Origin of the sequence: Marivita sp. S2033 (assembly GCF_046592965.1) — a bacterium.
GTDB lineage: Bacteria > Pseudomonadota > Alphaproteobacteria > Rhodobacterales > Rhodobacteraceae > Marivita.
Window position 1 is genome coordinate 537344 of record NZ_JBISBV010000001.1, and the last position, 20108, is coordinate 557451.

Consider the following 20108-nt stretch of genomic DNA (forward strand, 5'->3'; position numbering starts at 1 on the left):
GCCTTACTTCTTTACCAAATAGGGGCGTGGAGGCGCCGATGCGCGGATCGGTGTCTGCGCAATCGGGTCGGCGGGAAAATCGCCCATCAAGTAGGGATGCATTCCCTGGTTCTTGAGGTTTTGCAGAAATTGGCCAAAGCCCGTCAGGTCAACCATCTTGGGCGCTTCGCTCAGACGGCGGTTGGGTTGAAAACCGATCTCGTCAACGATCACCTGAATGGCCTCCATCGGGCTTTCGATGAATTCGGCCATTGTCCAAATCCGTTTGCGGCATTTTGAATAAGGCGACCGAAGCGCGTCGAGCATTTCGGTCTCGACCTTTTGCAGCTGCGCTGCCTCTTTGCGCAGATCGGCAAAGGTTCGGTTGGATTGGAACAGCGGGATCGCCCAGGCGCCGCTGATGACCGATACCTGCGCGTTCGGGTCTTTCGCGATGTCCCAGATCACATGACGGGTGCTGTGCGGGCCAAGCTGAAAGCACTGGCGTTCGCCGCGCGTGTTCCACAGCAGATTGGTGAGGAACATCTTCGGATCATAGTCGCGCAGGATTGCACTGTCAGACAGTGAACCATTCATCACTGTCTGATCGTCGGCAAAATGCGCCCGATCCGGCGCAAACAGATGCCCGTGCACGCGCGCTCCGGTCACTTGCGCCAGCCACGGTTCAAAGTCGGTGAACAGTTCGGTAAACCCCTGAAACACCGAGTATTTCGCCGCCGTGACGCCGTTTTCCCAATCTTCATTGGGGTGACGGCTTTGCATGTAGAGCCCGGCACGGCCGCGCGTTCGGCGGTCTACGGCTTTGGCAAAAATCCGGTCGATCTTGCCCGGATTGGGCTCCTGCAAGCTCAATTCGCCCGGTTTGGGATTCAGAAACGTGTCGTACAAACGCTCGGCATTGGGCCAGATCTTGCGGGCAACAAAGCAATCCGAGCGCCGAAGCAATTGCAGATGGTCGTCGTAGAAAATATGTGGTTTCCCCTGAAAGTCGAATTTCGACAAGGTGAGGGATCGGCTGACGATGTTGGTCGAATACAGCCGCGCCAATGTCTGGAAGTAGCTTTCATCTGGAATCCAGACATGGCGGAAGTAGCGGTCATACACCTTGCGCTTGGGGTCATGCAGGATCGACGCCAGCGTTTGCCGCGTCAGACACCACCATTGGCTGCCCATATGCGGCACCAACCCATCGGGAATGTTGCGGCGGTATCCCAGCCTGCGCTGCAATTCGACAAACTTGTCAAACAGGTACCGGTTGTTGCGCCATGAAAATGGAAAGCGCATGGTAAAACGTTCTTCATCCAGACCGCCGACGGTCCAGGGCACATCGGCGGTTGTGGCGCTTTCGATGTGATCGGTGCGCGGGCGCGCCTTGAGGTAGTCGATCAGTTCCTGAACAGGGCGCAGCGGCAGACATGAACCGGAGGTCAGATAAACATGGCTGACGTCTTCAAATTCATCGAGCATCATCTCGCTGGCGTCCTGGCTTGCGGCGACAAGTGCCCAGGTTCCCCAATCGCATCGATGGCGGCGCGAAAAACGGATCAGAGGGTCATCGCTGAGACGCTCGGTAAAAATCTTGTAGCGCCTGTTCGACACAACCTCGTCAACATGGATGACCACCGGACAACCTGCCTTGGTCCAATGGCGCGCAGTCTGTTCAGCGCGATGCAGCGCGGTGTGGGCCAGCATGACGATGCCGATACTCATGCCCAGTTCCCCATCGACATGAGGCCCAGAATTTCAAGCTGCCGCCAGTTGATGTATTTCTCGGACCACTTGCACCAAAGCTCCGGATTGTCCCGAAGCGCGCTGGCGTAGGCCAGATATTCCTGGCTTCCGGCGTAATGCTCGCGGCGCTTGAGTTCTTCCATCGCCTTTTCGTTGAATGTGCTCAGAAACTTCGTGTGCAACAGCGCGCCAGAGGCTTTTTCGCCGCCCCATTCGTCGTAGACATAGTTCAAGCCACGCGGCAACAGCATGTGTGTGGAACTCGCGTAGACGTATCGCCTGTCCCACTTCACCAAGGGAATTTTGTTGAGTGCGGGGGCTGCTTCGGGCCGGTCGGGAAAAAACACGCGCGCACGTGGGCCGCCCTGTATCCAGAGATTGCCCAGCAGATGATTGCGCTTGAGCGTATAATTTCCTGAATCAAACCATGCGGCGATGTCCAGAGGGTTCTGCCCGGCCTGATAGGGCACCGCATCTATTGGTCCCTTGGGATACATATCCAGCAACATTGCGCTGAATGAGCGGATCGAGGATGCTTCCAACCAGTCGGTGAGCGCAGGCAGGGGGCGTGAATCGCAGAATGGGTAGACGAAGAATTCGTCTGGATCGACGGTCAGGCACCAATGACCGCTGCCGTATTTGCGCAACAGCCAGTTGAGCCAGTCCATTCCGAAGCGCGCGCGCTTATAGCTCGAACGGGTGTGCCAGACCGAGACGTCCGGCTGCTGGGCCAGCATTTCGGCGCTTCCGTCGGTGCTGTCATTGTCTACAAAGAAAAAATGCGAAACGCCCATCTCGCGATAGTACTTAAGGAAATAGGGCAGACGGATTCCTTCGTTGCGCAATGTGCAGAACAACAGGATATCGTTCTTGCGAATGTGATCCGTGCGTTTGGACACAGGTTTCAGTTCGCGGCGTTTGCGGAACGCGCGAATTCTCCAGCGCTTGCGCTGAAGCCTTAAGCCGTATCGTTGCACCACACCCAAGCGTCAGCTTTCTGTTTTACGGGTCGCACGTCGCGTCTGGGTATCAAAGGAGTGTAAACAGCCGGTTGAAATGTGCCTGCCATCCGGGGGCGTCGAACGCCCGCTGTTCTGTCTGCTCACCGCTTTGGCCCCGACATCTCTGCGTCAGTTGCTCGATCTTAGTGGCCCAAAGGTAGCGGTCTGATTCGCCTGCGTAAATAGGGTAATCCCCCAACACTTCCCTTAAGGCTGGCAAAGGGTTGCAGATTAGAGGCACTTTCAATTGCGCAGCTTCGATTGCAGGGTATCCAAAGCCCTCGGCCCGGCTGGGAAAGAGCAGGCCCGTGCTGCCTTGTAACAGCGCCCACATTTCAGGGTCGGACAGATTTGGCAATTCGTGCACGTTGGGTGGGCTCTGGTCGAGCCGCTGAAACACGTCTTCGTTGAGCCATCCGCGCCGGCCGCAAATCAATAGCCGTGGCGCGTTCGGGCCAGTGTGATCCGTCCAAAGATCGAGCAGAAAGCCGATGTTCTTACGCGGCTCGATCGTGCCTATCGCCATGAAGTATGGCTTGCCCGACCACGGACCCGCGGGCGCTGCCCCCAAAGTCATCTTGGGTAAACCCGGCCAAATCACCTTTACAGAAAGGGGGTTCAGCCTACGCGCGTGCTTTAAGATATGGGCCTTGGTGTCGTTCGAGTTACAAAGAACCAGATCGGCATATCTCTCGACCCGCTTGAAGAAACCCTGGAATTTCAGGCGGGATTTTTGGGTCTGGGTGTCGGGCCAATCAAGTGGAATGGTATCGTGCACGTAGGGTACGATCTTCAGCCTTTCGCACTGTGCAAGGCTGTGGATCATGCGGTCGGTAAAATTGGTTTGTCCGGTGTTGAAATAGACCGTTCCGGCTGGAAGGTGACGCTTCAACATCCTGCCGAGCCGTGACGGTGTCGCGCGATCCAAGGCGATCCGGCGAAGCCCGGTTTCGACCGCGCCGCGCAAGGGCGCGTTCCGGCGTGTCAATCGTGAAATCATGTCGGTGTCTTGCCAAACCGGCGCTTTGGCTTGCGCTAAAAGAGTTTGGCAACCCGCTTTGTCGAGCAAGAGGTATCCAAGCCTGGTGCGCAGAATTCCGAAAAGCGGCATCGGACACGCGGCAAGATGTTCGATATAGGCCTGTTCGATCCGGTCGATCCCGGTCGGGCGCAGGCCAGCGCGGCTGACGGTGCGGGTCACGTCAAGCAGATGCGCGGCGGCGGGGCTATCTTTGATAGTCAGCAACTTGATGCCAGCGCCATGCATCCTCGATCATGTGCGCCATGTCAGACCGTTTGGGCTGCCAGCCAAGCTCTTCTTCTGCGCGCACCGACCCGGACACCAGCTTCACCGCATCTCCGGCGCGCCGATTTCCGACCTTGGTGGGCACGTCCTTGTTGGTGATCCTGCGCGCGGCGTCGATCACCTCGCGGACGGAAAAGCCGGTACCCGTCCCGAGGTTGAAGTCGCGACTCTCCTTGCCGTCCATGAGCCAGCGAAGTCCGAGAATATGCGCATCTACCAGATCGCTGACATGCACATAATCGCGAACGCATGTGCCATCGGGGGTCGGATAATCGGTGCCAAACACGGTCACTCCGTCGCGAGTTCCCGCAACGGCATCCAGAACGATCGGGATAAGGTGGGTTTCAGGACGATGAAACTCGCCCACATCGGCGTCGGGATCTGCTCCGGCTACGTTGAAGTACCGGAAAATCACATGGCGGAGACCGTGCGTCGCCTCGAAGTCGTGCAACATGCGTTCGATGGCTTGCTTTGACGCGCCATAGGCATTGATGGGGTATTGCGCCGTGGTCTCGTTCAGGATCACGTTGTCCTGATCACCGTAGGTTGCGCAGGTTGAGGAGAATACGATATCGCGGCACCCATGCTCCACCGCTGCCTCTACAAGATTGAGCGATCCAAGGACATTGTTGCGCCAATAAAGACCGGGTTTGGCCATCGCTTCATCCACCCGGCTCAACGCCGCGAAATGCATGATCGCCGCTGGCGCGTGGTCCGCAAAGGCGCGGTCGATATCGGCGCGGATCGTCAAATCACCCTCAACGCAGGGGCCGAACTGAACCGCGTCGTGCCACCCGGTTGAGAAATTGTCGAATGTGACCGGCGTGAAGCCCGCTTTGGACAACGCCTTGCACGCGTGTGATCCGATATAGCCGGCACCACCGGTGACAAGGACTTTCATAATCTACTCTGCCGCGCTTTCAATCTGCATCACGGAATCAAGGAAGCTGCGCAGGTCGTCCTTGAGATCGTCTCGCGCCAATCCAAACGCAACCGTCGCCTGGAGAAATCCGGCTTTCGAACCGCAATCAAAACGCTGTCCACGGAAGCGGTAGCCATAGACCCCGGTATCATCGATTTCCGGAGCGATCGCATCGGTCAGCTGAATTTCACCACCCGCGCCGGTTTTGATCTTGTTCAGGTTTTTGAGGACATTGGGATGCAGGATATAGCGGCCGATCACCGCAAGGTTGGACGGCGCGTCCTCGGCACGGGGCTTTTCCACCATTCCCTTCACGGACACGAGCGCGCCCATGTCGTCTTTCACGTCCAGAATACCGTAGCTTGCAGTTTTGTCCCTCGGCACTTCCATCGCGGCGACGATGTTGCCGCCCGTTTCTTCATACGCCTCGACCATCTGTTGCAGACAGGGCTTCTCGGCGGAAATGACGTCATCGGGGAGCATGACGGCGAACGGCTCGTCACCGATCAGACGTCGGGCGCACCAGACTGCGTGTCCCAGGCCCAATGGCTTGTGCTGGCGCATATAGGCAATCGCGCCGCTTTCCATGTTGGTGGATTTCAAGTCCTCAAGTATATTGAGCTTGCCTTTTTTGCGCAGCTCCTGCTCCAGCAGCGGAGACTGGTCAAAATAATCCTCAAGCGCGCTTTTGCCGCGCGAGGTGATAAAGATAAATTCCTTGATACCCGCCGCGCGCGCTTCATCGATGGCGTATTGCACCAGCGGACGGTCGACCAGAGTCATGATTTCTTTTGGAACGGATTTGGTGGCGGGTAGAAAACGGGTGCCAAGCCCGGCCACTGGAAAAACGGCTTTTGTCACTTTTTTGCGCATGGGGCGGTTCCTTGTTCCTCGCGTCTTACTGCGCGTTCGTGAGTATGTCACAAGAATGCTAAGGCGTGTATGACATAACTGGGAAATAACTGCGGTTTTTTCTCGATTTCAGTCTAAATTTTGCCGATCAAAGCGTTTTTCGAGCGGATACCCTCCAATCTTTGCAACGTGCGGTTGATCCGAGTTTCGAACGTGCCGTTTTGCAAAAGCGGTTCGCCTCGCAGTTCGCGCCCGTAGATGCCGCCAGTGTGACGCCAGTAACCGCCTTCAGTAAACATGACGTGATGATACATGGCGGTTCTGGAATATTCAAACACGGTGACTCGGTGACCGTCTTGCACCAGTTTTCGGGCCTCAGTGTCGGTTCTTCTGCGCGCGAGGGGGCGACCGGTCAGATACAGGTCGGGCTTTGAACGCGCGGGAGCCTGTTCCATCGATCGGTGGTCCACGAAATTCAAATCGGGTCTATCGTCCGGATACCTCGTAATGCCAGTCCGATAGCCATGTTCCAATTCGCTCATCAGACGCGCAACACCATCCGGCATGATCGCGCCGCTTTGCATATGCCGCAGCAACCAGTTGCGCCGGTCCGCAAAAATCAGGTCTTTGCCCGCCTGACGCTCGGCTGGGGGCGTATGTTTTTGATGGAACACGCCAATGGACGCCCCGATCTCGAATAGCGTGCGCGGCGTCCGCGCTTTGGTTCGAAATGTGCTGGGTCCGCTTGCATGATGCACCACAGCCTTTGGAACGAACGCGGTTTGGCCGCCGGATTTCGCAATCCGCAAACATAGATCGGTTTCATCGAGGTAGAACGCAAAGCGGGGGTCAAAGCCGTTCATGTCCGCCAGCACGTTGCGTCTGATCGCCATATTCGTGCCGTGCAAGCGCGGGTACAGCGTGTTTTGCGGTAGGATGACTTGAATTGTTGGCTTCAAGAGGGGGGCCGGAAATGAGCGTCCGGTCAGGTCTACGCGTGTCGCCGCGTGCTGCACCGATATGCCGTTGCGGCCCAGCGTCGTCCCGCCCGCTTGCGCGACACTGGTCTCGACAAAAGGTGCAGTGATGTGGTGCAGCCACGTCGGCTCCGGCACGGCATCATCATCAAGAAACGCGACGATCTCTCCGTTTGACTGCGCGATGCCAAGGTTGCGCGCGGCTGAGATATTGGGGCGGTCAAACTCCAGAACTGTGATACGGCTGGGCGCTCGCGCAGCGCGCGCAATGCGGGATCCAGCAGGGCAGGCAACCACGGCAATTTCAAATAGCGGATAATCGATCTGGGATACCGCGAGCAAACATCTGCGAAGCCAATTGGCCCTGTTGCGGCTCACGATGACGACGCTGACGGAAAACGGCGTCATGTTGAGTTCAGGCGACGGATAGGTTGATGCCCGGCGCGGTTGCCACAAAAAACGGATTGGCGAATGTGGCCTTGCCATACGTCAACGGCTGCAAATCATCCAGACGCAGAACCCGTCCGCCAGCGCCACTCAGCACCGCATGGCCAGCAGCGGTGTCCCATTCCATCGTGCGCCCGAGACGGGGATAGAAATCGGCTTCTCCAGTGGCCACGAGGCAGAACTTCAGCGATGACCCGGCACTTTTGCTGTCTTTGACCGAATAGCGGTTGATGTAGTCATCCGTTGCCTGATCGCGGTGGGATTTGGACGCCACGACCATCAGGCCGTTTTCATCCGGTTCCGAGACCTTGATTGGCGCAAGAGCGCCGATCCTTTCCTTGTCAAAGGGGCCGCTTTCCTCGACGCTTTGTCCGGTTGCATCGGTGTAAAAGAGACGGTCTTTCGCCGGCGCATAGACTACGCCGCGCGTTGGCACTCCGTTTTCGACAAGCGCGATATTGACAGTGAAATCGCCGCGCCGGTGGATGAATTCCTTGGTGCCGTCAAGCGGATCGACAATCAGGAAATCGCGCACTTGCAGATCATGTGTGTCCGACTGCTCCTCGGTCACCAAGGGCATATCCGGAAAGGCGTCGCGAAGCCCGTCGGAAATCAAAGCGTCCGCCGCTTCATCGGCCATAGTGACGGGGCTGTCGTCGGATTTCGCCCGTATGTCGAAATCATCGGAGTGATAGATTTCCATGATCTTGTCGCCAGCCTCAAGCGCAAGGCGGCGCATCGTTTGCATCAGTGCATCATAGTTCATCGCGGACCGACCCCACATCAATTGATTTGAAAGCGCGTCTCTCTTATCATCCGCTTAATATTTGTCCGCAACAACAGTCAGAGAAACTGACGCCGAAAATGCGGGCTGAGGCAAAGGCAGACGAAGATGTTTCAAAAATCGGTCCCGACGAACCGGGTGTCCTCGGCTGTGAATCTTGCCGAGCTGGTGTATCACAACACCGTTCGCTCCATTCGCAAGGCGCATGGGAACGCATTCATGTCGATTGCGATCAGCGTGTTCCAGTCGCTGATGTTCGTGCTTTTCTTCTACGCGATGTTCACGATCATGGGCTTGAAGGGCTTGGCCCTTCGGGGGGATTTCGTGATCTTTCTGCTGACCGGCATCTTCATGTTCATGACTCACAACAAGGCGGTCGGCGCGGTGTTCGGCAGCGAAGGGCCGTCCAGTCCGATGATGCAGCACGCCCCGATGAACACCTTTGTGTCGATCGCCTCAGGCATGATTTCGACGCTTTATATCCAGGTGCTCGCGATGATCCTCATCTTGTTCGTCTATGACGTGGCCATGAACCCCTACGTGCTGACCGAGATTGTCGATCCTGTTCCGGTATTCGGCATGTTGCTGTTGTCATGGATTTCGGGTGGCGCAGTGGGATTGGTCTTTTTGGCGATGAAACCGTGGTTTCCAGGCTTTACCGGCACGCTGGCGACGCTTTACAAGCGCGCCAACATGATCGCGTCGGGCAAGATGTTCGTTGCCAATTCGCTGCCCGCCTTCATGGTGTCGATGTTTGACTGGAACCCGTTGTTTCACACCATTGATCAGGCCAGAGGGTTTGCTTTCATCAATTACGTCCCGCGCAACAGCAATTGGGAATACGTGATGTACCTCACGCTTGTGTTGCTGATGATCGGCCTGATGGGCGAATTTTATACCCGCAAGCACGCGTCTGCCTCTTGGTCGGCCCGGCGGTGATCAGGTCACCACACGCAGGGTCAGGTTGATCCGCCCGCCATTGGGCAGCAACGTCGAACTGTCAGGGCGCACGCGGTCGATCCCGTGATAGGCCCGCCGCGCCGCGCCTTGCATGACGACCACATCGCCCGAGCGCAGCCAGATGGACTCGGTCTTGCCGCCGCGCGTCGCGTTGCCCACGCGAAACAAGGCCTCGTCGCCAAGTGAGATCGACACGACAGGCTGGGAAAAATCCGCCTCGTCCTTGTCTTGGTGCAGGCCCATCCTTGCCGCTCCGTCATACCAATTGATCAGACAGCATTCAGGAAGCCGCGCATCGGGAACCAGATCGCGCCAGATCTTCAGCAGAGCGTCGGGAATCGGCGGCCAGTCAACACCCGACGGATGTCGCGGCTCGTAACGATAGCCTTTTGCATCGCTGACCCAGCCGTAATCGCCGGCCGCGCTCATTCGCACCGACATCGCTTTGCCGCGCGGCGTCGTCGGTTGGACAAGGGGCGCTACTGCCAAGCACGCGCGAAGCCGCTCGACCAAATCTTTTTGCTCTGACGCAGGGATATAGGCGGGGTGAATTTCGAAGTCACGGATGCGAAGAACGGTCATGTTCGCAATTTATTCTACCTCTTCGTGAAAGACATACCAAATTTTCAGAAATTCAGGGTAGCTGCGATGCTTGCAGGCGTAGTGTTGCCTCCTTATATACCCAGCGGACCTGCTGAAGATGAAAGTCTTTGGCGGAACTCACTGCGGGGCGGGATGCCGGAACGGGTCATCGTCTCGCGACATCGCCTTAAGATATGAAGGGATCGAAAAACATGGCCAAAGTGATTGGTATTGACCTTGGTACAACAAACAGCTGCGTCGCGATCATGGATGGATCGCAACCGCGCGTAATCGAAAACTCCGAAGGGGCGCGCACGACACCGTCCATCGTCGCATTTACCGACGATGAACGTCTGGTCGGTCAGCCTGCGAAACGGCAGGCCGTGACGAACCCGGAGAACACCGTCTTTGGTGTCAAGCGTCTGGTCGGTCGTCGCAATGACGATCCGGATCTGGCCAAAGACCGCAAGAACATGCCGTTCGAGGTGATCGACGGCGGCAATGGCGACGCATGGGTGCGCGCCAAGGGTGACAAGTATTCGCCCTCGCAACTGTCTGCGTTCATTTTGCAGAAGATGAAGGAAACCGCCGAGAGCTATCTTGGCGAGGAAGTCACGCAAGCGGTGATCACCGTTCCTGCGTACTTCAACGACGCCCAGCGTCAGGCGACCAAGGATGCCGGCAAGATCGCCGGACTCGAAGTGCTGCGGATCATCAACGAGCCGACAGCGGCCGCTCTGGCTTATGGCCTCGACAAGAAAGAAGCGCGCACGATCGCAGTCTATGACCTTGGCGGGGGTACGTTCGACGTCACCATTCTCGAGATTGACGACGGCCTGTTCGAAGTGAAATCCACCAATGGCGACACGTTCCTTGGCGGTGAAGACTTTGACATGCGCATCGTCAACTACCTTGCTGACGAGTTCAAGAAAGAGAACGGCGTCGACCTGACCAAGGACAAGATGGCGTTGCAGCGTCTCAAGGAAGCTGCGGAAAAGGCCAAGATCGAGCTGAGCTCTTCGAGCCAGACCGAGATCAACCAGCCGTTCATCTCGATGGATGGAAAAACCGGCCAGCCGCTGCACCTTGTCATGAAGCTGACCCGCGCCAAGCTGGAAAGCCTTGTCGGCGATCTGATCAAGGCGTCTCTCAAGCCGTGTCAGGCTGCGTTGAAAGATGCGGGTTTGTCGACGTCAGACATTGACGAGGTGGTTCTGGTCGGTGGTATGACCCGGATGCCCAAGGTGTTCGACGAAGTGACCAAGTTCTTCGGCAAGGAACCGCACAAGGGTGTGAACCCTGACGAGGTTGTCGCGATGGGTGCCGCCATTCAGGCCGGTGTTCTTCAGGGTGACGTGAAAGACGTTGTGTTGCTTGACGTGACACCGCTGTCGTTGGGGATCGAGACATTGGGTGGCGTGTTTACCCGCCTGATCGACCGCAATACGACGATCCCGACGAAGAAGTCCCAGATCTTCTCGACCGCCGAAGACAACCAGAACGCCGTGACGATCCGTGTGTTCCAGGGTGAGCGCGAGATGGCGTCTGACAACAAGATGCTGGGTCAGTTCAACCTTGAGGACATCCCGCCAGCACCGCGCGGTATGCCGCAGATCGAGGTGACGTTCGACATCGACGCCAACGGTATCGTGTCCGTGTCCGCCAAGGACAAAGGCACCGGCAAAGAGCAGAACATCACGATCCAGGCGTCCGGCGGTCTGTCGGAATCCGACATCGAAAAGATGGTTCAGGATGCCGAAGCCAATGCCGAGTCCGACAAGGAACGTCGCGAGATGGTCGAGGCCCGCAACCAGGCGGAAAGCCTGATCCATTCGACAGAGAAATCGGTCGAAGATCACGGCGACAAGGTTGACCCGACGACTGTCGAAGCCATCGAACTGGCGGTTGCGGCTCTGAAGGACGATCTGGAAGATGAGAAGACCACGGCTGACAAGATCAAGTCGGGTATCCAGAACGTCACCGAAGCTGCGATGAAGCTTGGTGAGGCAATCTACAAGGCGCAGCAGGATGGCGGCGACTCAGAGCCGTCTGCGGCTGATGCGCAGCAAGGCGGTGAGGACGATGACACCATCGTTGATGCCGACTTCGAAGATCTCGACGACGACAAGCGCGCCTAACGCTTGTTGGGCGGAACCGATCAGGGGCCGGACCGACCATCGGGCCGGCCTCTTTCGTTCCGTAGATGGAGGGATTGATGTCCAAACGTGACTATTACGACGTGCTCGGCCTGTCCAAAGGCGCTTCGCCCGATGAGATCAAGAAGGCGTATCGCCAAAAGGCGAAAGAGCTTCACCCCGACCGGAACTCCGGCAATCCGAATGCCGAGGCCCAGTTCAAGGAAGCCAACGAGGCACACGAGATTCTGAAGGATGCCGAAAAAAAGGCTGCCTATGACCGGTATGGGCATGCGGCTTTTGAAGGTGGCATGGGTGGCGGACGCCACGGCGGCGGGCAAGGCGATTTCGCGAGCGCCTTCTCGGATGTGTTCGATGACCTTTTCGGCGACTTCATGGGCGGCGGAGGACGTGGCGGTGGCCGTCAGCGCGCCGCGCGTGGGGCTGACTTGCGATACAACCTGCGCGTAACGCTCGAAGATTCCTTTGCCGGGTTGCAGAAAACGATCCAGGTGCCAACGTCCGTCCAGTGCGAATCCTGTTCCGGTTCGGGTGCCGAGGGCGGCGCCGAACCCACCACATGTCCGACCTGTTCGGGTATGGGAAAGGTGCGCGCGACGCAGGGGTTCTTCACCGTTGAACGCACCTGTCCGACCTGTTCGGGGCTTGGTCAGACGATCAAAAATCCCTGCAAGACCTGCGCCGGGGCCGGTCGGGTCAACAAGGAACGCGCACTCTCGGTGAACATTCCAAAGGGCGTCGAAACGGGCACGCGCATTCGACTGGCCGGAGAGGGCGAGGCGGGCTTGCGCGGCGGGCCTCCGGGCGATCTTTACATTTTCATCGAAGTAGCACCGCACAAACTGTTCGAGCGGGACGGCGTGCATCTCCATTGCCGCGTGCCCGTTTCGATGATCGTGGCCGCGCTCGGCGGCACCATCGAGGTGCCCACAATCGACGGTGGCCGCAGCCGCGTGTCGATCCCCAATGGCAGCCAGTCGGGCCGCCAGATGCGCCTTCGCAGCAAGGGGATGCCATCGCTTCGCGGTCAGGGGCAAGGTGATATGTTCATCGAACTTGCGGTTGAAACGCCGGTCAACCTGACCTCGAAACAGAAAGAACTGTTGCGCGAGTTCGAAGATCTCAGCGAAGACAACAACCCGGAATCGAAAAGCTTTTTCAAATCCGTCAAAGGTTTTTGGGATTCCATGAAAGGCTAGTCCAACGGCTCCGCAAAATGCGGGGCCGTTAGTGCTTTCTTAAGCGTCGCAGGTCCATTCTGCGGCTATGACGCAGTTCTCTAACACTCAGGCATCACTATTCGAGGCGCCGGCACCGATCCCGGCCAAACCACGTGTTCCGTCCTATATTGCGGGTCACCGGAAACGCTTGCGAGACAGGTTTCTCGTCGGCGGGCCAGAGCCGTTGCCGGATTATGAAATGCTGGAACTTTTGCTGTTCCGCACAATCCGGAACGGCGATGTCAAACCGGTTGCATACCGGCTTATCGAAACGTTCGGCGATTTCAATCGGGTCATCTCGGCGCCGATCCAACGTCTCAAAGAGGTGCAAGGCGTCGGGCACGAGGTGGCGGTTGATCTCAAACTGGTCGAAGCTGCGGCACATCGTTTGTCACAGGCGCGGGTTCTGCAAAAGCCAGTAATCTCAAGCTGGGACGCGCTGTTGGAGTATTGCCGAATAACCATGGCGCACCGAGAAACCGAGCAATTTCGCATTTTGTTTCTGGATCGCAAGAACGTGCTCATCGCCGATGAAATGCAGGCCAAAGGCACGGTCGATCATGTGCCCGTCTACCCGCGCGAGGTGATCAAGCGCGCGCTTGATCTGAATGCGTCGGCACTGATCCTGGTGCACAACCATCCCTCGGGCGATCCTACGCCATCGCAGGCCGATATCACGATGACGCAAGACATCGTCCGCGCTTGCGAAGCGGTGGGCCTGTCGGTGCACGACCATTTGATCGTCGGCAAATCGCGGGAAACCAGCTTTCGCTCGGACGGTCTGATCTAGCGAACCCAAACCTCAACACGTCGGTTCACCTGCCGACCCCAGCGCGTGTCGTCACATGCCATTGGCATCGCTTCGCCAAAGGCATCCGTCGACAGATGTACCTGAGAGAGGCTGGACGTTTCCACCGCCGCCTCGACGGCCGTTTTTACCGCGTGTGCCCTTTGGTGCGCGATATCGAGGTTACTTGATGCAGGCCCGGCCCCGTCCGAAAACCCGACGAAGACCATTTGACGCCCGTCATAAACACCGGCCTCAATGGTGTGTGCGAGGTGCTGTACGTTGGACCGCGATTGTGCGTCGAGCCGGGCCGCACCGGGTTCGAACCGAAACGATGTGGACAGCCGCCGCAGCGGCGACAGCGTGTCGACCATGCGCTTGAGTGTCTCCAAACCGTCCTCACCTTCGGCCGTCCGGATCGCGTTGGCAAATCGATCGCCTTGAACGTTCAGTGCAATTTCTTCGGGTGCCTGATCCACAAATCCTGCGCGACGGGAGATGATCTGCGCCGGGCCGGTGCGCGTGTAGGCGAGGAATTCCCGCGCCAGCTTGGGCAGGCGGCGGGCTGGAACGTATAAAAACATCGGTGCGGTCAGCGGGTAGTCTTCGGTCTTGATCGTCAACCGGTTGGCGCGCAACGAAAACCCACAGGTTCCGGTGAGTGCAAGCGGCTTGCTGTTGCCGATCTCGGAATGGCTGGAGATGCCTATGGCCAATTGATCTTCGGTCACCGCGCGAGCGAGGTCGGTGTTGGTTGCATGTCGGCGTACAGTGTCCAACAACCTCACCGACGCACGACGCAGGATGCGGTCCTCGACCGCCTGCGCGATGCCGGATTGGGCGTCGCGCAAATGCACCGATATGGGCGCATCAGGCCCACCCAGACTGCGCCAGTTTTCGAATTCGCCCGATAAAACACGCGCCAGATCGGTGATAGATATCGCAGAAACCGGATTTGTAGGCGATACGATCACTGTCATCGCATCTAGCGCAAGGACCCGGCTTCGGTTCACGTCATCCAGTTCGCCCAAACCGGCCTCGGCGGCAAGCGCCAGTTCGCCGGGGCGTATTTCGCGCAGCGCCATCACCAGGTCCGCCTCATCGGCGAGAAGATCGGCAAAGCCCTCGTCAGTGCTGGAAACGCGAAAGCTGAAGCGGCCCACCCTTGCGCCCGATTTGGGTTGGGACAGGATATATTCGAAATGTGTCTCATCACCGATCATGCGTTCGGACGTAAGACCATTCTGAAGCGCAAATCCTTCGACCAGTGCGGGCATCAACACCTCTCCGATTGTCGAGGACCCCGAGATTGACAATTCGGCCACGTAATTGACCAGCGATGGGCAACCGGGCCCCTCGCACAATACGCCTGAGCCATCGACGGTCAGTTCACCGTAGCGGGTTTCAACCCGGTAAAATTCTCCATCAAAGCCGAGAAGCGTACCGGAAAGCTCTATCGCGCCGTCCCGTGACCGTAGGGTCACGTCATCCGCAACCGCCGGTAAGCCCGAAACGAGCAGGAAAAGTACGGCCCCAAGTGCCGCACGAAAATGTCTCATGGAGTATGCCTTTGAAGCGCCCGATTACCTTGCGGCGATTGTCAGGTTTTCAACAACATTTTTCAACATCAAGAAATCGCCGACCGTGTCGCAGCCAGGCACATCAATCGTCAACTCCCGCGACTTCAGGTCGTGCTCTTGGCGAAGTTCAAGCGTTTGTGCCTCGACGACCGTGTTGCAATTAGAGGCTTGAATTGCCGCCTCGACCGTCAAAGTGACGGTGCCAGAGGACTCGGTCACGCCAGTGGGGAAAGTGTAGACCTCGGCCAAGAGAGCGTCGGGGGCGTCTGGTTGACCCAATCTGGTAAGAAAGCCGCCGTCGCCAGTTGCGGCGCGGCTTGCGTCGAAATTGGCGCCTTGCCAGATGTGACCATCCGAAAAGTACTGCGCGTCGAACTCGCGCGCGTGCAATTGCAATCCGGCGTCGCCGCGCCATTGCAGCACAACACGGTCGTAAAACGGAATTGTGCTGACCTCTGCATGTGCAACAGCGCCGGTGCCGTCAAGAAACGAAGCGATCACCAGCGCGCGTTCCGACAGCGCCGGAATGTCAACGCTGAGGCTGCCGTCGGGCTGCATCACGTCGGTGAACATCAAGCCGCTATGATGCAGTGTCACACGTTCGCTTCCGTGACAGGGCGCGCGCAACGTGACCGAGAGCATCGCGCCGGCAGTGGCGGTGGCGGTGAGGTCGATGTCGCAGGAAAAGCCGCTCTCCACCGGCGCTTTCGGCAGATCGATCCGGGGCGCGGTTCCCAAGGCGGCCGTGTTGCTTACGAGCGACGTCGGCAAAGCGACCGTGACCGGAACATCAAGCGGAACCGGCGCTTTGGGTGTCGATGACACCTCTTGAACGTCTGACATCACGAGTTGCTTCTGAACCGATCGCGCTGGCGTACCCGACGAGGGCAGGTATTGCATCGCTGCGCCAATGCCCAGTGCTGCGACAACCGTTCCGGCGGCGATAAGGACAGAAGCTTTCCGAATCATGGCAGACTCCCCGATGCGTTAACTGCAAGGATGTGTCTGTCACGCGATTCGGGTGCACCTAGGGCGCGGATTTGGTCACTTTGCGTCGGCTTTGTGGCACGAGATTATGTAAGTTTCCCATGACAATGCTTGAATTTCTTGCCTGATCCACATGGGCAAAGATCGTTTCTGCCGGGGTTCCCCCAGGTCGTCGGATCGTTCTCGTCAAAGCCGTCGACACCGCTGCTGTCCCGATCGTCTGAAGCGGTCGGTTGATCGGCAGCTTTCGACATCGCCGCCTGCTGCGCCGCGAGTTGTTCCATCATCGCGCGCTGTTCTTCTTCGGACATCGGGCGGATCTGACCAAGTTGCTTGGTGACATCTTCGCGCAGCGAATCGAGCATTGATTCGAATAGTTGAAACGCTTCGGATTTGTATTCGTTCAAGGGATCGCGCTGGGCATAGCCGCGAAACCCGACGACGGACCGCAGGTGTTCGAGCGTCAGGAGATGCTCGCGCCACTTGCCGTCGATGGTCTGTAGCAACACCTGCTTTTCGATCTGGCGCATCGTGTCCGGGCCGAAGGCTTTGGCCTTTTCGTCCATGAACGCGTCCGACGCCTCTTCGAGCCGTTCGCGGATCACTTCGCGGTCCACACCTTCTTCATCGCCCCACTCGACAACCGGCGCGTCAAACCCCACCAGTTCTTTCACGGAGGCTTGCAACCCTTCGGTGTTCCACTGGTCGGCATATGTTTTCGGAGGAACATAGGTGTCGATCAGATCGTCGATCACCTGATGGCGCATGTCCTGTGCCACTTCGGCCAGATCCTGTGCTTCCATGATCTCGCGGCGTTGGCTGAAAATCACCTTGCGCTGATCGTTCATCACATCGTCGAATTTCAGCAATTGCTTGCGGATGTCAAAGTTGCGCCCCTCGACCTTGGCTTGTGCGCGCTCCAGTGACTTATTGACCCAAGGGTGAATGATCGCCTCGCCCTCTTTCATACCAAGTGTCGACAGAACCTTGTCGAGCCGCTCGGAACCAAAGATGCGCATCAGATCGTCGTCTAGGCTCAGAAAGAATGAGGATCGCCCCGGATCACCCTGACGGCCCGAGCGGCCGCGCAGCTGGTTGTCGATACGGCGGCTTTCGTGCCGTTCGGTTGCCAGAACATACAATCCACCGGCGTCCTTGACCGCTTGTTCGTCGGCGCCATGCTCGGCTTCGATCTTCTTGCGCAGTTCTTCGGGGTCAGCATCGGGGTTGGCGGCGATCGCTTCCATGATCTGAAAGTCGACATTCCCGCCCAATTTGATGTCGGTTCCGCGACCGGCCATGTTGGTGGCGATTGTGACCGCGCCGAACTTGCCGGCATCAGCGACGATTTGCGCCTCCTGCTCGTGTTGACGCGCGTTCAGAACGTTGTGCTTCAGCCCTGCCTTTTCCAGCAATTGGCTGAGCATTTCGGATTTCTCGATCGACGTCGTGCCCACCAGAACGGGCTGGCCCTTTTCATGCGCCCCTTTGATCTCGGTGACGATTGCGTCGTATTTTTCCTGCGCGGTGCGGTACACACGATCATCTTCGTCGATCCGCGCGATTTCGCGGTTGGTCGGCACCTCGACAACGCCAAGCCCGTAAATCTCGGCGAATTCGTCGGCCTCGGTGACGGCGGTGCCTGTCATGCCCGACAGTTTTTCGTAGAGACGGAAGTAATTCTGGAACGTGACACTGGCGAGCGTGACGTTCTCGGGCTTGATATCAACGCCTTCCTTGGCTTCGATTGCCTGATGCAAACCTTCTGACAGCCGCCGACCGGCCATCATGCGGCCGGTAAATTCGTCGATCAGCACAACCTCGTCATCGCGAACGATATAATCCTTGTCGCGCTGGAACAGCTTATGCGCCCGCAGTCCCTGATTGACGTGGTGCACGATCGTGGTGCTTTCGGGGTCGTAGAGCGACTGATCTTCAGGCAGCACGCCCTGGTCTTGCAGGGTTTGCTCAAGAAACTCGTTGCCCTCATCGGTGAACGTGACGTTGCGCGTCTTTTCGTCGATGGTGAAATGCTCGTCTGTCAGCAGCGGAATGATCTTGTCGATGGCGACATAGAGTTCGCTGCGATCCTGTGACGGGCCTGAAATAATCAACGGCGTTCGCGCCTCGTCAATCAAGATCGAGTCGACCTCGTCCACCACGGCGAAAAAATGGTCGCGCTGATACATCTGGTTCAGCTCTGACTTCATGTTGTCGCGCAGATAATCAAAGCCCAGTTCGTTGTTGGTGGCATAGGTGATGTCGCTGGCGTACGCGGCTTGTTTTTCGGCATCCGGCTGGCGCGGATAGACCACACCCGTTGTCAGACCCAGCGCGCCATAGACGTTGCTCATCCACTCGGAATCGCGCCGCGCGAGATAGTCGTTGACGGTGACGATATGCACACCGCGCCCGGTGAGCGCGTTGAGATAGGCGGGGAAGGTGGCGACCAGCGTCTTGCCTTCGCCGGTTTTCATTTCGGAAATGTTGCCCTGATGCAGGAATATCCCACCCATCAGCTGCACATCGAATGCCCGCAGGCCCAAGGCCCGCTTGGCGGCTTCGCGGCAATTCGCAAAGGCTTCCGGCAGAAGATCGTCGAGCGATTCACCGTTTGAGACCCGCGCCTTGAATTCGGCGGTTTTCTCGATCAGCTGCGCATCGCTCAGCTTTTCGAATTCCGGTTCCAATGCGTTGATCTTTTCGACCAGCGGACGCGTCGCCTTGACTTTGCGGTCGTTCGGCGTTCCGAACACCTTGCGCGCGACTTTACCTAATCCCAGCATGGTCTCTCTTTCAGGTTTGACATCTTCGTGTGCGGCATCTGCTTGCCCGTTTCGCACACAGCCCATATGTCACAGGGGAACGACCGGCCTTGCAGAGCCTTCAGGCGATGTAAGGTCAGGGAAATACAGTGTCAACGTCACCCGTAGCTGCGGTGGCCCCGGAAAGGAACAAGCGATGTCGAATCTCATCACTAAATTGTCTGCAAGCGCATTTGCGATCATGCTGGCTTTGCCTGCGCAGGCGCAAGATACACCGACCGCCGACAGCGTCATGGCGACCATCAACGGCACCGAGATCACGCTCGGTCATATGTTGATGATCCGTGCCGCGCTGCCCGAGCAGTATCAGCAATTGCCCGACGAAGTGTTGTGGGACGGTATCCTGGACCAGATCGTACAACAGACCGTGTTGAGCCAGCAAAGCGAAGGCGAAGACAATCGTCGCATCGCGCTGGCGCTGGAAAACGAGCGGCGCGCGCTGTTGGCGGCACAGGCTGTCGAAGGCATCGTTGGGGATGCAGTCACCGACGAAGCGGTGCAGTCCTACTACGACGAAGCCTACCTCGCAGGGGAGCCGACAGAGGAATTTAACGCGTCGCATATTCTTGTCGAAACCGAGGAAGAAGCCGCCGCAATCGCGGAAGAGATCAAGGCCGGCGCTGACTTTGCCGAGATCGCCAGGGAGAAATCGACCGGCCCGTCCGGCCCCAATGGGGGTGAGCTTGGTTGGTTCGGACCCGGCATGATGGTGCCGGAATTCCAGACCGCCGTTGAACGCATGGAAATCGGTGCGGTGTCCGACCCGGTGCAATCGCAATTTGGCTGGCACGTGATCACGCTGAATGAAAAGCGCAACAAGGAAGCGCCCGAGCTTGACGCGGTGCGCGCAGAAATCGAAGGCCAGTTGAGCCAGCAAGCCGTCAACAAGGCGCTTGAGGATTTGACTGCAAGTGCCGACATCACCCGCACCGCCAAGGAAGACGTGGACACGTCGGTTCTCAGCAATCTTGAACTGCTGGAGAAGTAAAAC

General features: G+C 57.9%; 16 protein-coding genes. 5 read left to right on the forward strand and 11 right to left on the reverse strand.

The window, feature by feature from the left end; translation table 11 throughout:
- Positions 1-3: 3 nt before the first annotated feature.
- The 7 genes from ACGKZZ_RS02545 to cysQ form a co-directional block, all read right to left on the reverse strand.
- Entirely contained in the window at positions 4-1710 is a 1707-nt protein-coding gene (locus ACGKZZ_RS02545; RefSeq protein ID WP_411221858.1) for a beta-1,6-N-acetylglucosaminyltransferase, read from the reverse strand.
- Positions 1707-2717 carry a glycosyltransferase family 2 protein gene (locus ACGKZZ_RS02550; protein ID WP_411221859.1) on the reverse strand — a complete coding sequence of 337 codons (1011 nt, stop codon included), beginning with the start codon at positions 2715-2717 and terminating at the stop codon, positions 1707-1709. The genes ACGKZZ_RS02545 and ACGKZZ_RS02550 overlap by 4 nt, the downstream gene beginning before the upstream one ends.
- 43 nt (positions 2718-2760) lie before the next feature.
- Positions 2761-3843, reverse strand: a complete 1083-nt coding sequence (locus ACGKZZ_RS02555; protein WP_411221860.1) for a glycosyltransferase — start codon at positions 3841-3843, stop codon at positions 2761-2763.
- 115 nt (positions 3844-3958) lie between these two features.
- Positions 3959-4942: a UDP-glucose 4-epimerase GalE gene (gene galE / locus ACGKZZ_RS02560; protein WP_411222196.1), complete on the reverse strand. Its 984-nt coding sequence runs from the start codon at positions 4940-4942 to the stop codon at positions 3959-3961.
- A complete protein-coding gene (gene galU / locus ACGKZZ_RS02565) occupies positions 4943-5833 on the reverse strand; it encodes a UTP--glucose-1-phosphate uridylyltransferase GalU (RefSeq protein ID WP_411221861.1) in 891 nt (296 codons plus the stop codon).
- A 113-nt stretch (positions 5834-5946) separates the two neighbouring features.
- A complete protein-coding gene (locus ACGKZZ_RS02570; RefSeq protein ID WP_411221862.1) occupies positions 5947-7197 on the reverse strand; it encodes a glycosyltransferase family 2 protein in 1251 nt (416 codons plus the stop codon).
- Positions 7198-7204: 7 nt separating this feature from the next.
- On the reverse strand, positions 7205-8002 hold the full coding sequence (gene cysQ, locus ACGKZZ_RS02575; RefSeq protein WP_411221863.1) for a 3'(2'),5'-bisphosphate nucleotidase CysQ: 798 nt from the start codon (positions 8000-8002) through the stop codon (positions 7205-7207).
- Between the two features lie 126 nt (positions 8003-8128).
- Here cysQ and ACGKZZ_RS02580 point away from each other — a divergent pair, with 126 nt between their 5' ends.
- Complete coding sequence (locus ACGKZZ_RS02580; RefSeq protein WP_411221864.1) at positions 8129-8959, forward strand: ABC transporter permease; 831 nt, start codon at positions 8129-8131, stop codon at positions 8957-8959.
- On the opposite strand, the gene ACGKZZ_RS02585 is transcribed toward ACGKZZ_RS02580, so the two are convergent.
- Positions 8960-9562 (reverse strand): alpha-ketoglutarate-dependent dioxygenase AlkB family protein, encoded by a 603-nt coding sequence (locus ACGKZZ_RS02585; protein WP_411221865.1) that lies wholly within the window; start codon positions 9560-9562, stop codon positions 8960-8962.
- Between the two features lie 212 nt (positions 9563-9774).
- Between ACGKZZ_RS02585 and dnaK the strand changes: the two genes are divergently transcribed.
- The 3 genes from dnaK (at position 9775) to radC (ending at position 13728) form a co-directional block, all read left to right on the forward strand.
- Positions 9775-11700: a molecular chaperone DnaK gene (dnaK, locus tag ACGKZZ_RS02590; protein WP_411221866.1), complete on the forward strand. Its 1926-nt coding sequence runs from the start codon at positions 9775-9777 to the stop codon at positions 11698-11700.
- Between the two features lie 77 nt (positions 11701-11777).
- Positions 11778-12917, forward strand: a complete 1140-nt coding sequence (gene dnaJ, locus ACGKZZ_RS02595; protein WP_411221867.1) for a molecular chaperone DnaJ — start codon at positions 11778-11780, stop codon at positions 12915-12917.
- 67 nt (positions 12918-12984) lie between these two features.
- The gene (radC, locus tag ACGKZZ_RS02600; RefSeq protein ID WP_411221868.1) at positions 12985-13728 is read left to right on the forward strand and encodes a RadC family protein; all 744 of its coding nucleotides are present in this window, start codon (positions 12985-12987) and stop codon (positions 13726-13728) included.
- Here radC and ACGKZZ_RS02605 read toward each other — a convergent pair.
- From ACGKZZ_RS02605 to secA, 3 genes are all read right to left on the reverse strand, one after another.
- The gene (locus tag ACGKZZ_RS02605) at positions 13725-15284 is read right to left on the reverse strand and encodes a substrate-binding domain-containing protein (RefSeq protein WP_411221869.1); all 1560 of its coding nucleotides are present in this window, start codon (positions 15282-15284) and stop codon (positions 13725-13727) included. The two genes, radC and ACGKZZ_RS02605, sit on opposite strands and share 4 nt — an antisense overlap.
- Positions 15285-15308: 24 nt before the next feature.
- Positions 15309-16274 (reverse strand): translocase, encoded by a 966-nt coding sequence (locus ACGKZZ_RS02610; RefSeq protein ID WP_411221870.1) that lies wholly within the window; start codon positions 16272-16274, stop codon positions 15309-15311.
- A gap of 104 nt (positions 16275-16378) precedes the next feature.
- Entirely contained in the window at positions 16379-19078 is a 2700-nt protein-coding gene (secA, locus tag ACGKZZ_RS02615) for a preprotein translocase subunit SecA (RefSeq protein WP_411221871.1), read from the reverse strand.
- Between the two features lie 175 nt (positions 19079-19253).
- On the opposite strand from secA, the gene ACGKZZ_RS02620 reads away from it, so the two are divergent.
- A complete protein-coding gene (locus tag ACGKZZ_RS02620) occupies positions 19254-20105 on the forward strand; it encodes a peptidylprolyl isomerase (RefSeq protein ID WP_411221872.1) in 852 nt (283 codons plus the stop codon).
- Positions 20106-20108: the final 3 nt, after the last annotated feature.

Bases quoted from the DNA above. Each gene is read 5' to 3' on its own strand.
- ACGKZZ_RS02545 (WP_411221858.1), bottom strand. From the start codon at position 1,710: ATGAGTATCGGCATCGTCATGCTGGCCCACACCGCGCTGCATCGCGCT.
- ACGKZZ_RS02555 (WP_411221860.1), bottom strand. From the start codon at position 3,843: ATGCCGCTTTTCGGAATTCTGCGCACCAGGCTTGGATACCTCTTGCTC.
- galU (WP_411221861.1), bottom strand. From the start codon at position 5,833: ATGCGCAAAAAAGTGACAAAAGCCGTTTTTCCAGTGGCCGGGCTTGGC.
- ACGKZZ_RS02570 (WP_411221862.1), bottom strand. From the start codon at position 7,197: ATGACGCCGTTTTCCGTCAGCGTCGTCATCGTGAGCCGCAACAGGGCC.
- cysQ (WP_411221863.1), bottom strand. From the start codon at position 8,002: ATGAACTATGATGCACTGATGCAAACGATGCGCCGCCTTGCGCTTGAG.
- ACGKZZ_RS02580 (WP_411221864.1), top strand. From the start codon at position 8,129: ATGTTTCAAAAATCGGTCCCGACGAACCGGGTGTCCTCGGCTGTGAAT.
- ACGKZZ_RS02585 (WP_411221865.1), bottom strand. From the start codon at position 9,562: ATGACCGTTCTTCGCATCCGTGACTTCGAAATTCACCCCGCCTATATC.
- dnaK (WP_411221866.1), top strand. From the start codon at position 9,775: ATGGCCAAAGTGATTGGTATTGACCTTGGTACAACAAACAGCTGCGTC.
- dnaJ (WP_411221867.1), top strand. From the start codon at position 11,778: ATGTCCAAACGTGACTATTACGACGTGCTCGGCCTGTCCAAAGGCGCT.
- radC (WP_411221868.1), top strand. From the start codon at position 12,985: ATGACGCAGTTCTCTAACACTCAGGCATCACTATTCGAGGCGCCGGCA.
- ACGKZZ_RS02605 (WP_411221869.1), bottom strand. From the start codon at position 15,284: ATGAGACATTTTCGTGCGGCACTTGGGGCCGTACTTTTCCTGCTCGTT.
- ACGKZZ_RS02610 (WP_411221870.1), bottom strand. From the start codon at position 16,274: ATGATTCGGAAAGCTTCTGTCCTTATCGCCGCCGGAACGGTTGTCGCA.
- secA (WP_411221871.1), bottom strand. From the start codon at position 19,078: ATGCTGGGATTAGGTAAAGTCGCGCGCAAGGTGTTCGGAACGCCGAAC.
- ACGKZZ_RS02620 (WP_411221872.1), top strand. From the start codon at position 19,254: ATGTCGAATCTCATCACTAAATTGTCTGCAAGCGCATTTGCGATCATG.